Raw genomic sequence first — 12399 nt, 5'->3', positions numbered from 1 at the left:
ACAATAGGTTTGTGGTCAGCGTTATTATTAGTAACTGTAAACCTATACACGAACTCGGTCTAAGATCAGCGAAACCATACCGTTTAACTGCTCATCTTTACATTCTTGATGACCCATAAACCATGCAAATAAGTCAGGGTCTTCTTCTGTTAGCAAACGCTGAAAAATAGCCTGTTGCTCTGCGCTTAAAGAGTCGTATGCTTCTTCAACAAACGGCATAAACAAAACATCAAGCTCTAACATGCCACGACGGCAAGCCCAACGAATACGTGCTTTACTATGAATTTCAACCATTTTAAACCTCATACTTAATTGACTCGAGTTTAACAAACACAAGCCTATTTAGCAGCTATTAATCTCTCATTAAAGAATAAACCCGCACCAATAAGCGCTTGTCTGTACCATACGTAACAACTGCGTTATTATGTCACTTCATTTATATTGCAAAGAAGGTTTTTATGTCGAGCGTTTATGCATGTCCGTTATCTCATCAACTTATTAGCCTCTGCGGTGCTGATAAATTATCTTATTTACACGGGCAAATCACTCAAGATCTAAATAAATTAACCAGCAGTAATTATTTGTGGGCTGGCCATTGCAGCGCTAAAGGTAAACTTTGGGGCGTATTTAAATTATTTTCTTATCAAGACAGCTACTACCTTACAGGCAGCGAAAACGAAGTAGAAAAATCGTTAGCTGAGCTAAAAAAGTATGCCGTATTTGCAAAAGTTGACATTAGTGCATGTTCAAAGCGATTAATTGGTCTCATTGGTGATGATTTATCGGGTGTACTCGCACAACTTGATATTAACTTTGAAGGTGATGCGAGCGCGTGTGACTTTGAAAGCGGTAAAGCACTAAAATTAGCTGATAACCGTGTTTTATTGATGGTCGATAGCCAGTTTAGTATGCCTGATGACGTATCTACACTTGATAACGAAGCTCCTTGGCAACAAGCATCTATGCTTGCAGGTGAACCTCAGTTAAGTGCAGATGCAATTGGCGAGTATGTTCCTCAAATGGTAAACCTACATGCTATTGGCGGTATAAGCTTTAAAAAAGGGTGTTATACCGGTCAAGAAACTGTGGCTCGCATGAAGTACCTAGGTAAAAATAAGCGTGCAATGTATATAGTTTCAGGTCAAAGCGAAGGGATACTTTCAGAGCCCGATTTAGAAACCCAATTAGGCGAAAATTGGCGCCGTGCGGGTAAACTTATTGCACAAAGCTTTAATGAACAAACAAATAAATTAACAGGCCTCGTTGTGTTGCCAAACGATACTGATGTAACTCAGGTACTTCGTGCAAAACACACACCTCAGGTGGAGCTAAGCATTCTGCCTCTACCCTACTCTCTTGAAGATGAATAAATAGGAATGACTATGATCGTTGCGGCAAACAAAGTGGTAAAAATGCATTATTCGGTAATGGATAATGATGGCAATAGCATTGATAACTCGTTCGGTGGTGAGCCACTACACTTTATCATTGGCACAGGCTACTTAATTTCAGGCCTAGAAAATGCTTTGCAAGGCAAACAACCAGGCGACACACTTAGCGTAAAAGTTGAACCTGATGAAGGTTATGGCGAACGCCACGATAACCTAATGCAAGCTGTACCTAAGTCGATGTTTGAAGGTATGGAAATTGAAGTCGGCATGCAATTTCGTGCATCAACAGATGATGGTGACCAATCAGTAATGATCATCGATATCCAAGATGAAGAAGTTATTGTAGATGGTAATAACCCACTTGCAGGCATAACACTTAACTTTGATGTAGAGATACTAGAAGTACGTGATGCAACCGAAGAAGAACTCACTCATGGTCATGTACATGGTGAAGGTGGGTGTGGTCACGACCACTAATACACTGTTAAACCAAGAAAAAAGCGCCTAGGGCGCTTTTTTTATATCATATTGTTGCGCTTAACCGTTTCAGTTTTTGCCTTACTAGGCAGCGCGATTGATACATTCTTTTCTTTTAGAGCGGCTAGTAAACCTTTTTGATCGTTTGTGCCAACTCGATACAAAGTGCCATCTTTAAGCGTTAGCTGTATTGCACTAAAGCCAGATACTGTATACACCCAACCATCGTGAGTAATTCGCATACCAATACCGTGTCTGTAAGAGTTTTGAACTGCCTTAGCTTCTACTACTTCGCCAAGCTCAATGCTTTGCCCTGCAACGCCTGGGCCAAACGCCCAGCTAATTTTTTTATCATCTACTTTTACTGTTAGACCATGGAACAAAAAGCCCACCAGCACTAAAATCCCAGCAAATATCATTAAAGGTCCATCAGCGCCTAACAAGTTCCATGCAAGCGCTACAAAACCGCCTATCCACGCTAATACAAAAAAGATAAACACCGCATACTGTTTATGCTGATACATAATATTCTCTAAATTAAATAAATACTTAAAAGCTGTACACCAATGTAGCACTCAGCTCTGAGTCAAACTTGAGTTTATCATCTTCGGGTTTTGAATTATAACGATACATGTAGGTAAATTTGAGTGATACCGCACCAATCACTTGGCTTATTAGTGCGGTTTCCGATTTTAAGCGAGAATTAAGACCTGAGAGCGACTGCTCTATACTCACATCTTGATTAAAACGAGTACGCTTAGAAACCAAACGTTCCCACTGCATTGCAACACGTACTAAATAACCGGTTTTATTAATTTCATCTTCGCTCACATCCGAATCTTCATCCGCTACTGAACGGTATAAACCAGGTCCTATATCAATATCTACTTTGTTTTTAGAGCCTTGATATACACGTGCACCATAGCCTGTCGCCACCGTACTTTTAAAATCAAGTCCACTAAACTCATCTTCTTCGTAATCACCGTAAATAAAAAATGAGGAGTTTTTAACACCTACTTTATAGTTACCTTGCGCTGATACAAAAACACGATTAGCTGTAACATCAGTGCCACCGCTTTCATCGTTCTCATCACGCTTATAAAGAGAGTCTATTTTAAATTGGTTACGCCACTTTTCAAAGTCTTGGTATAAATTACCTTTGAGCTTAAAACTGGTCGAATTGGTGTTACCTTTACTTAGAATAAAGCCAAATTCAGTATCACCATAGAACATGTCACCTTTGTGTAACTCATGAATTTCTTCATCAGAGAGCTTGCCATATTCATGAAAATCTTCAAATGGATCAACGGCCCAACTTGGGCTGCTAATTATTAAAAAAATTAAAAATAAATACTTACGCACAATACTCTCTCTGCACACAATTATAAAAATAAGCCGTATTGCTTATTCAGTTTCTTTCCATAAAATATGACAAAACGGAGCATCTTTATCACGACTAATCAAAATTTTAGCAAACAAAACATCATCATTTTCAAATTCTAAACCAACCAACACCTGAATAAAGTGCTCTGGCTCTATTTCAAGGGCTACAAAGTCTTGCCACTGGTCATCTGGCTCGTCTTCTTCAATAAAGCCTAGGTCTTCTCTAAACTCATTAAAGTCTTCAACATCTTTTTCACTCAAGTTATTTGGCGCTAACTCTAAAAAAATATCATAAGCTTGGTGAGTAGCTTCTTCTACCGTATATAAACGTGGACCCGACATATGTGCTTACCTTAAGCTTTTAAGTTGCGCTATATTATCAAATCTCATCATCATTTTGATAAAAAAAAACGTAAAACACTGACTTTTTTGTAACCGAGTCATGCTTTATTCAGCATACAACTAAATCGACAAATAACAATTCACCTAAACTATTGAATATAAAGATTACTTTTATTATTTTAGTTAAAATAACAACGTAAAATATTTTTATTATCTTAGGTTCGAATTGTTTAGCTTTTTCTCATCTAAAACCAATCCTTTAAGACTACGGCTTTAGCAATAAATTCCATTTATTTAAAAAATACCGTCACTTTACTTAATTCCTATAACAACATAAGCTCAAGCAACAGGTCAGAGGAGTGTGTAATGATAAAACTAGAAAAACAAAATGGCATTGCAACCGTCACGCTTAGCAGAGCAAAAAAACAAAATGCATTAAGCTTTGAAATGTTTGTAGAGCTAAACAAAGCCATTAAAAATATAAAAAGAGATCGTAGTATTCGTGCTGTGGTAATAAAAGGTGATGGCGAGCATTTTTGTGCAGGCCTTGATATATCTGCAGTAATGGCTACACCAATGAACATAGTGAAATTATTGCTTAAATGGTTACCAGGCAATCAAAATTTAGCGCAAAAAGTAGTATTAGGCTGGCAGTCACTTAGTGTGCCCGTTATTGCACAAATTGATGGCAACTGTTTAGGGGGTGGTTTGCAAATAGCTTTGGGGGCAGATTACAGAGTTGTTCATATTGATGCCAAACTTGCCATTATGGAAGCGCGTTGGGGATTGTGCCCCGATATGGGCGCAAATGTAATGATGAGCGGTTTAGTTAAGCGCGACCAAGCACTTTGGCTTGCAAGCCACGCAAACCCAATCACTGCACAACAAGCAAATGAGCTAGGTTTGGTTACTAAACTTACCGATGATACTCAGCAAGCAACGCAAAACATGCTCGATACATTACTTGAGCGTTCACCCGATACGCTTGCTGCTATTAAACGTGTTACACAACTTAGCTATAAACCAAACCAACGAAAAATACTCGCTAAAGAAACCTTAAGCCAAATTCGCTTACTGCTAAACCCAAACACTAAAAAAGCAATTGCTAAAGCTAAAGGAAAAGCAGATATAACCTACGCAAATACAAAGCACTGGTAGACTATTGCACAATGCATAAAAGAGTTTGATTTGTTAAAGTTAAGCTCTTATCTTTTCTGTGAGCCACTTTGATGAAATATCTGCTCAGTAGCGCTATTATTTTACTATGTTTAGCCTGTGCTAAACTCATTATGCACTTTATTGGTGGAAGCTTTCCTGCACCGTTACTCGCTATGGTTATTTTATTAGTTTTACTCTTATCGGGTATTGTAAAAGAGCAACATGTAAAACCATGCGCCTCCCCTATTTTAAATATTATGCCTATATTTTTCATTCCTGCGGGTGTGGGATTTATTGAACATCTCGGCCTTATAAAGTCGCACTGGGCATTTTTAGCCTCAGTTATGGTGCTAGTCCCTATAACTACCTTGTTGCTTGTTAGCAGTGTAATTGCGTATTTTAAGGGAAAAGAAAATAATGACTAATTTAACTTTTTCCGCTATTTCAGAGCTACAGCCTAATTTATGGTGGCTAAGTATCCCTTTTATTATTGTATTGTTTTTAGCATTAAGAGCCGTAAATCAAAGTATAAAAAACAGCGTATTTAAATCGCTCACTAACCCCGTATTTTTAAGTATTAGTATTATCGCTTTATTGCTAGTTAATCTAAATTTGCCTTATACGCAATTTACCTCGCACAGCAAATTACTAAGCTGGTTATTAGAGCCCGCGATTGTGGCTTTAGCGCTTCCTTTATATCAGCAGTTTACACACGTACGAAAAAATCTATTACTCATAGTCGCATCATGTAGCTTGGGGATTGTTAATGCAACCGTTGTAGCATTTTTACTAAGCATACTATTTAATGCGCCAGCGCAGCTAAGTGCATCTGTTGCTGCTCTTAGTGTTACTACGCCCATTTCTTTAATTGTTACAGACTCATTAGGCGGGATTAGCTCTCTTGCTGCGGCTTTAGTTATTTTTATTGGTTTACTAGGCGCTTTATTTGGTTTTATGCTTTTTAAACTCATTAATATTTTTAATCACGAATCTCAAGGTGTTGCAATGGGCACAGCTTGTCATGCAATTGGGACTGCTGCTGCTATTGCTGAACATCCAAAAGTAGGCGCTTACTCCTCAGTTGCAATGGCGCTAAGTGCTTTATTAACAGCAATTATAGTGCCGCTGTTATATCCATTTTTAGTCAACATTTTGCTATAGTTGGAAAAATACAACATAGCCCTAACATAGAGCGCTTTATGATCAGTTCTGAAATCGAACAGTTTGAAAAATATTACACCATGCTTACTGAGTATATGGTTACCTACAGTATGCAAATTGTTGGCGCTATTTTTATCGTCCTCATTGGTTTGTGGATAGCACAAAAGCTTGCCAAATTTGTAGCCGCGTTAATGACCCGTCATAACGTTGACATTACGCTTACTAACTTTGTCAGTAGCGTGGTAAAAGTACTGCTAATTGTAATGGTTATAATTATTGCACTTGGCAAAATAGGTATCAGCGTTACGCCATTTGTAGCAGCCATTGGTGCTGCATCTTTAGGTGCTGGTTTAGCGCTGCAAGGAATGCTCTCTAACTATGGTGCGGGCCTTGCCATTATAGCCACTCGACCTTTTGTTGTTGGTGATACTATTGAAGTTAAAAATGTAAGCGGCCAAGTTAAAACAATTGAGCTTGGCTACACTATTTTAATCAATGAAGAAAAAGTAGAAATCACCATTCCAAATAAGCATATAGTAGGTGAAATACTTCATAACTCATTTAGTTACTCATTGGTCAAAGGTGAAATAGATATAGCCTATAGTGCTTGCTCTGATAATGCGATTAGCCTTATTGAAGACGTACTTAAAGCACACGAATTAGTCGCACAAAATCCGTTATCACAAGTGGGTATTGAACGCTTTGCCGATAGCGGTGTTACAATAAGCTACCGATATTGGGTACCTACCACTAAAATTATTGAAACCAAGCTGGCTATTAATGGCGGTGTTTATAAAGCAATTAATAACGCTGATATTGAAATCCCATTCCCTCAACGCGTAGTTACTATAAATAAAAGCGATATATAGTCATAAAATCCAGTGGGTAATTCAATATTGAATTACCCACATCAATAAACCTCTTTTACTGCGTAAAAACTCCTTATCTGTTTGTTATTTTATCTGTAATATAAAGACTTGGTTAAAAAAGTCGGCTAATCACTCGCTTTAATTACATAATAACAATAATGAGCAATTATGAATCGCAGCCCTTTTTATTTAGGTGATTGGCAAGTCAATCCCCAGTCAAATACTCTTCAGCGTGCAGAAAAAACTAAACAGTTAGAACCAAAAGCCATGGATGTGTTAGTTCATCTTTGCTTCCAAAAAGGCGAAATTGTTACTAGTGACGAGCTATTAGATCAATGCTGGAAAAATGTTGAGGTAGGCGATAACCCGCTGCATAAAACAATTACCCAGTTACGAAAAGCCCTCGGTGATAAAGCAAGTGAACCCACCTACATAGAAACTATTCGAAAGCGTGGTTACCGCGTTATTGCAAAACTTGAGTTTCCTCTAGCTGAAGACATAAAAACAACTGAAAACACATGGCAAGGTGGCTCACCTTTTTTAGGATTAAGCGCCTACAACCCAAGCGATACACACCTATTTTTTGGCCGCAATCAATCTATAGAAACGTTACTCAATAGAATATCGAGCCAAGTTAAATTTGGTCGTGCTTTTTGCTTAATACTCGGTCCAAGTGGCACGGGTAAGTCATCACTTGTTAATGCGGGTATATTGCCTAAATTACTTGATGAGCGAGGTTATAATGGCATTGGGGTAGTTTCCTACGCTCAGCTCGACTTTGCAGACGTCCATCAAAATAGGCTTTTTCTAGATTTAGCTTCCGCACTGCTTGATTGGGATATAAACAACCTACCTGTGTTTGAAGGATTAAGCGCGCAAACACTTGCAGAACAACTAGAGTTGGCAATAGATGACGTAATTAACGCCATACAAGCTGCACTAAGCAAAACCTCTACACAACTTAAAACACCGCAGTTATTTTTATTTATTGACCGCTTAGAAGTACTGCTTTCTTCTCCTTTATTTAGTAGCGAAACACGCAGCCATTTTTTATCGGTTATTGAGCGCTTAGCAACCTCTAAAACAGTGATTCTATTTAGTGCATGTCGTAACGACTTTTATCCTTTAGTGGTTGAACAACCCAGCCTAATGGCAGGTAAAGCTCATGGTGCGCATTACGATTTAACACCACCAAACAGGCACGAACTACAACAAATTATTCGCCTGCCAGCGTTAACCGCTAATTTAACATTTTCACTCGACCCGCAAACCCAAACGCCACTGGATGAAATTCTGTGCGCCGATACAGCTAATAACCCCGACGCACTGCCCATGCTGCAATACACACTGCAAGAACTGTATTTACAACGCAGTGATGATAACGAACTACTGCACAGTGTTTACACAAAACTTGGTGGTATTGAGGGCGCCATAGGTAAAAAAGCAGAAGATATATTTATTGACCTTAGTAATGATCAACAGCAGCAACTTAATAGCGTGTTATCGCAATTAGTTACCCTAAACCCTGATGGTAAAACCATTACTAGCCGCGCAGCCCGCTGGCAAGCATTAACCAACACAAGCCAAAAAGAGCTTGTGCAAGCCATGATCGACAGTCGATTATTTGTATCGCACTTACAAAACCAAGAAGCCTGTTTTAGCCTTGCTCACGAAGCATTATTACGTCAATGGCCGCGCGCAAAACAGTGGATAAGCGATCACAAAGATGCTTTAGCAATAAAAAGCCGCTTACAGCATCAAGCGCAAAATTGGGTAGATGAAGGTAAAAGTAGTGCTTACCTCCTAGCGCCAGGTAAACCTCTACAAGAAGCGCAGCTATTACTTAGCGACAAACTGTTTAAATTAGATGATAACGAGCACGCTCTTATCAAAAGCTCTGTAAAAAAAACAAAAGCAAAAATAAGAGTAAAACGAGTGACCGTTGCTTTATTGTGTTTGCTTACATTTACCGCGTTATTAATGAGCTTTACTAGTTTTAAGGCCCAGCAAAACGCACAAAAAAAGCAGCTTGAGGCAGAAAGCCTGCTTGGTTTTATGGTCGGTGATTTTGCCGATAAATTACGTAGCGTAAAGCGTATGGATTTACTTGATGGTATTAGTAATAAAGCACTTGAGTATTTTACTAATCAAACTGACGAATCAGGTTCACTTTTTAGTTTTAGCGATGATAAAGCACAATTTAACAACCGTTTTCAGTACGCACAAACTCTTGAGGCAATGGGGGAAGTGGCCTATTCGCGCGGTAAAACCATTGAGGCCTTCACCGCCTTTGAAAACGCCCGCACCCGCCTTGAGGCATTATTAAAAATCCAGCCCGATAATTTAGAGCTACTCACGCTTGCGGGTGCCAATGCCTTTTGGTTAGGGCAGCTTAGTTACGATAAAAGTGATTACGCCGCCACTGAGCCATTATTTAAAAAGTACCATTCATATAGCAAAACCATGTATTCGTTAGCACCGAATGATTTTAATTCCATTATGGAGTTGTCGTATTCACATAACTCATTGGGTTCTTTATACACAGAGAAATTTGACTATATAGCCGCGAAAAAAAGCTTTACAGAGTCACTTATGCTTAAGAATAGGGCCATTGAACTAAAACCGAATAGTAAAAATTTATTACGTGATAAAGCAGATACAATCAGTTGGCTTGCAAAAACTGAAGGTAACTTAGGTAACTTTAATGTCGCAATGAATATGCTGGAAAATGCAGTTTCTGTGGTGAAAAAAATGACTAATCACTACCCTGATGACGCCAGTCTTTTTTATATGTCAGCAAATATACATATGCAACAAAGTTATTTACTAAGTTATTTACCTGATAAAAAAATGGCCTATTTAAAAGCTCGCTTTGCGAATGAAATTATAAATGAGGCTTTAAAGCAAGATCCGGAAAATAATGAATTTCAACATATGTATTATCGCTCATTAGCGCAATTGATAATGTTGTCTTATGACAAAAAGATTGATTCAAGGACAGAAAAAATTATTAGCTTCTTAAAATCACAAGGTCTTAATAGTATCAATTCTATCAATACACAAATTAGTCTAATTCACTATTTTATTGACAGAAACTTCCCCCTTAAAGCGCAAGAGTTATTAACGACCCTTGAGAATGATGGCGAATATAAACGGTACATAACCAATAAAATGAAAAATAGAGATAACTTAGCCCCCATAAATATAAACCTACTCAAAGCTAAATTAGCTGCGACCAGCGAACAACGAGAGCAATTTTGCTTAAATGTGCTTAAAGCTATTACTAAAACAGTAAAAATAAACCAAAGTATTCACGTAAAGTACCCGCAGGTACAAGCATATACCTGCTTAAACCGAGCAAACGAAATACCAACAATAACAGCAAGCCTGTTAAAACTAGGCATTACTGACTTTAAACTATAAAACTAAACACAAAGGAAATTACATGACGACCACTATAAACAAAGTCGACATTCAAGTGCATATTGAGTTTAACGATAAAAAAGAGGCTATTTTTAGCTACACAGAAAATGGCAAAGCCGTTGATGGCGGCGGTACAGTAAGAACCGAAACTGCAGGTACTTACACTTTAACTCCTGCTGCAGTTGGGCTAGGCTTTTTTTTCACAGGAGCTACAGTTACTGATAAAATAGGAACATGTGCCCAAGACTTCAGTTATGCACTTAGTGATAACCACCAAGCAATCACTATCACCGATACAGCAAAAAACTCAGGCACTGCGTGTTTAATATTTAACGTTGAATGTAATGATAAACCTTATTCAAGCCCTGACCCACAAGTTATAAATAAAAAAAAATTAATCAACAACGATTAATTATTGATTTTAAATTGCATGGGGCTGATTTATTCCTATGCAATTTATTTATAAACTAACTACCTTTTAGTTAAACACTGACACACTTCAATAAAAACAAGTAAAATCAAACAATTAAAAAAGAAGGTTACCGAAAGGTTTAAAAAATATAAATTAAATAAACTACTAGACATAAAGTTTCATTAACAATAAAAATGAGCAACACCATGTCTAACAATAATGAAAATAGCAGAGCAAACAACGCCGACAATGCTGTATCTGCATTAATGAGCAGCATTTCTAACACCGTTAACAATGAAAAAATAAGCGCTATTATTAATGTCACGAATGTCATGGCCGATGCTATTTTTATTGTTAATGCAGATGGCGTATTTGAATCAGTAAACCCCGTCGCAGCACGTTTTTTTAACGTGACGTCAGATTTATTAATAGGTAGAAAATGGCATGATTGCTTACAAGAGCAATATCGCGATGACTATGCTTACATGTTTGAAAGTTGGAAAAATAATTATCAAACACCACTCAATCATGGTCCCAAAGAAGTTAAAATAATAAAAAACAATGGTAACTGTTTAGATATAGAGCTCTCAATTTCTTGTATACCCGCATCAACTACAAACAATATCCCTCTATTTATTTGTATTATGCATGATATTTCTAGGCATGTTAAAAAGTATAAAGTACTCGAAAACATAGCCAAAATAGATCACCTTACAGGCGTCGCTAATCGCTGCACTTTAGAGAAGGCGATTATTAAAAATTGGCAAGAATGCATAGTAGACAAACAGCCTTTGAGTTTTATCTTGATCGATATTGATTTTTTTAAACTGTTTAATGATAATTTTGGTCATGTAAAGGGTGATAAATGTTTGCAAAAAGTAGCTCAAACAATTGAAGACTGCCTCCCCTCAAAAGATAGTTTAGTAGCACGCTATGGTGGTGAGGAGTTTGCTGTTGTATTACCCCGCTCACATGTCTCAAATGCAGAAATGATCGCAAAACGTATTCAAGAAAAAATACTCAACATTAATTTTAGAGATATTGGTTTGCCAGCGAATGTAAAGATAAGTGTAAGCCAGGGTTTAGCGTGTGAATACGATAATCAGTACAGAACATCTGAGGCATTAATATGCGCGGCTGATACGGCTTTATATAGAGCGAAGTCGGAAGGTCGTAATAAATTATGTATAAGGTGATGTACTAACTATTTGGTATAGCCTTTATCTACTAAAATAAAAAACCGCAATTGCGGTTTTTTATTACTTAAGAAAAGCTTAAACGTCGATTAGCAGCCCTTCGTCTTTTTTAATCTTTTCGATCACCATATAAGTATGATGAGTGCCCACGCCGGGAATATCGACTAAGTCGCCAAGAACTTGTCTATATTCTTCCATATTAGACACGCGGATTTTTAATAAATAATCATAACCGCCTGCCACCATGTCGCATTCAACGACTTGTTGTATTCTTAGTATATGCTCTCTAAATACCTTAAATACTGCTGTATTTGAAGCAACAAGCGACACTTGAACATGTGCTACTAAGCTTTGATTAAGCTTTGCTTCGCTAAGCTTAGCGTAGTAGCCTTCGATATAGCCTTCTTGCTCTAATCGTTTTACACGATCAAGACACGGGCTTGCACTCAAATTAACCTGTTTTGCGAGGTTAACATTTGAAATTCTGCCGTTCTTTTGTAGAACGTCTAGTATGGCTAAATCAATACGATCTAGCATGCGTAATCTATTTGGAATTGTCATAACAGAATTTTATGCGGATAAGTTAA

General features: G+C 37.6%; 14 protein-coding genes. 9 read left to right on the top strand and 5 right to left on the bottom strand.

Annotated elements, in window-relative coordinates; translation table 11 throughout:
- Positions 1-42 precede the first annotated feature (42 nt).
- Positions 43-294 (bottom strand): FAD assembly factor SdhE, encoded by a 252-nt coding sequence (locus I6F48_RS01780; RefSeq protein WP_007581709.1) that lies wholly within the window; start codon positions 292-294, stop codon positions 43-45.
- A 164-nt stretch (positions 295-458) separates the two neighbouring features.
- On the opposite strand from I6F48_RS01780, the gene ygfZ reads away from it, so the two are divergent.
- Together ygfZ and I6F48_RS01770 are read left to right on the top strand one after the other, a co-directional pair.
- Positions 459-1370 carry a CAF17-like 4Fe-4S cluster assembly/insertion protein YgfZ gene (ygfZ, locus tag I6F48_RS01775; RefSeq protein WP_169044250.1) on the top strand — a complete coding sequence of 304 codons (912 nt, stop codon included), beginning with the start codon at positions 459-461 and terminating at the stop codon, positions 1368-1370.
- Between the two features lie 12 nt (positions 1371-1382).
- Positions 1383-1868, top strand: coding sequence for an FKBP-type peptidyl-prolyl cis-trans isomerase (locus I6F48_RS01770; protein WP_007581704.1), 486 nt, complete (start codon positions 1383-1385; stop codon positions 1866-1868).
- Between the two features lie 41 nt (positions 1869-1909).
- Here the strand turns inward: I6F48_RS01770 and I6F48_RS01765 are convergent, their stop codons facing one another.
- Genes I6F48_RS01765 through I6F48_RS01755 form a run of 3 tightly spaced genes read right to left on the bottom strand, consistent with a single transcriptional unit; the run spans position 1910 to position 3593 of the window.
- Positions 1910-2392 carry a hypothetical protein gene (locus tag I6F48_RS01765; protein ID WP_008168001.1) on the bottom strand — a complete coding sequence of 161 codons (483 nt, stop codon included), beginning with the start codon at positions 2390-2392 and terminating at the stop codon, positions 1910-1912.
- Positions 2393-2417: 25 nt separating this feature from the next.
- Complete coding sequence (locus I6F48_RS01760; RefSeq protein ID WP_007581700.1) at positions 2418-3230, bottom strand: DUF481 domain-containing protein; 813 nt, start codon at positions 3228-3230, stop codon at positions 2418-2420.
- 42 nt (positions 3231-3272) lie between these two features.
- Entirely contained in the window at positions 3273-3593 is a 321-nt protein-coding gene (locus I6F48_RS01755) for an HI1450 family dsDNA-mimic protein (RefSeq protein ID WP_007581697.1), read from the bottom strand.
- Positions 3594-3959: 366 nt separating this feature from the next.
- On the opposite strand from I6F48_RS01755, the gene I6F48_RS01750 reads away from it, so the two are divergent.
- The 7 genes from I6F48_RS01750 (at position 3960) to I6F48_RS01720 (ending at position 11812) form a co-directional block, all read left to right on the top strand.
- Positions 3960-4751 (top strand): crotonase/enoyl-CoA hydratase family protein, encoded by a 792-nt coding sequence (locus I6F48_RS01750; RefSeq protein ID WP_165727562.1) that lies wholly within the window; start codon positions 3960-3962, stop codon positions 4749-4751.
- A gap of 71 nt (positions 4752-4822) precedes the next feature.
- Positions 4823-5176, top strand: a complete 354-nt coding sequence (locus I6F48_RS01745; protein ID WP_165740722.1) for a CidA/LrgA family protein — start codon at positions 4823-4825, stop codon at positions 5174-5176.
- A complete protein-coding gene (locus I6F48_RS01740; protein WP_165727564.1) occupies positions 5169-5912 on the top strand; it encodes an LrgB family protein in 744 nt (247 codons plus the stop codon). Before I6F48_RS01745 ends, I6F48_RS01740 begins: the two co-directional genes overlap by 8 nt.
- Positions 5913-5950: 38 nt before the next feature.
- Entirely contained in the window at positions 5951-6781 is an 831-nt protein-coding gene (locus I6F48_RS01735; protein WP_165727565.1) for a mechanosensitive ion channel family protein, read from the top strand.
- 168 nt (positions 6782-6949) lie between these two features.
- Positions 6950-10204, top strand: a complete 3255-nt coding sequence (locus tag I6F48_RS01730) for an nSTAND1 domain-containing NTPase (RefSeq protein WP_197118680.1) — start codon at positions 6950-6952, stop codon at positions 10202-10204.
- A gap of 22 nt (positions 10205-10226) precedes the next feature.
- Entirely contained in the window at positions 10227-10616 is a 390-nt protein-coding gene (locus I6F48_RS01725) for a DP-EP family protein (RefSeq protein WP_166377285.1), read from the top strand.
- Between the two features lie 206 nt (positions 10617-10822).
- A complete protein-coding gene (locus I6F48_RS01720) occupies positions 10823-11812 on the top strand; it encodes a sensor domain-containing diguanylate cyclase (RefSeq protein ID WP_197118679.1) in 990 nt (329 codons plus the stop codon).
- A gap of 78 nt (positions 11813-11890) precedes the next feature.
- Here I6F48_RS01720 and I6F48_RS01715 read toward each other — a convergent pair whose 3' ends face one another.
- Positions 11891-12373 carry a winged helix-turn-helix transcriptional regulator gene (locus I6F48_RS01715; RefSeq protein ID WP_024598591.1) on the bottom strand — a complete coding sequence of 161 codons (483 nt, stop codon included), beginning with the start codon at positions 12371-12373 and terminating at the stop codon, positions 11891-11893.
- Between the last annotated feature and the right edge of the window lie 26 nt (positions 12374-12399).

It is taken from the genome of Pseudoalteromonas sp. SWYJ118, from assembly GCF_015864505.1.
Lineage (GTDB): Bacteria > Pseudomonadota > Gammaproteobacteria > Enterobacterales > Alteromonadaceae > Pseudoalteromonas > Pseudoalteromonas arctica.
The sequence above is the reverse complement of the archived record's forward strand: the minus strand, read 5'-3'. Positions and strand labels throughout refer to the sequence as shown.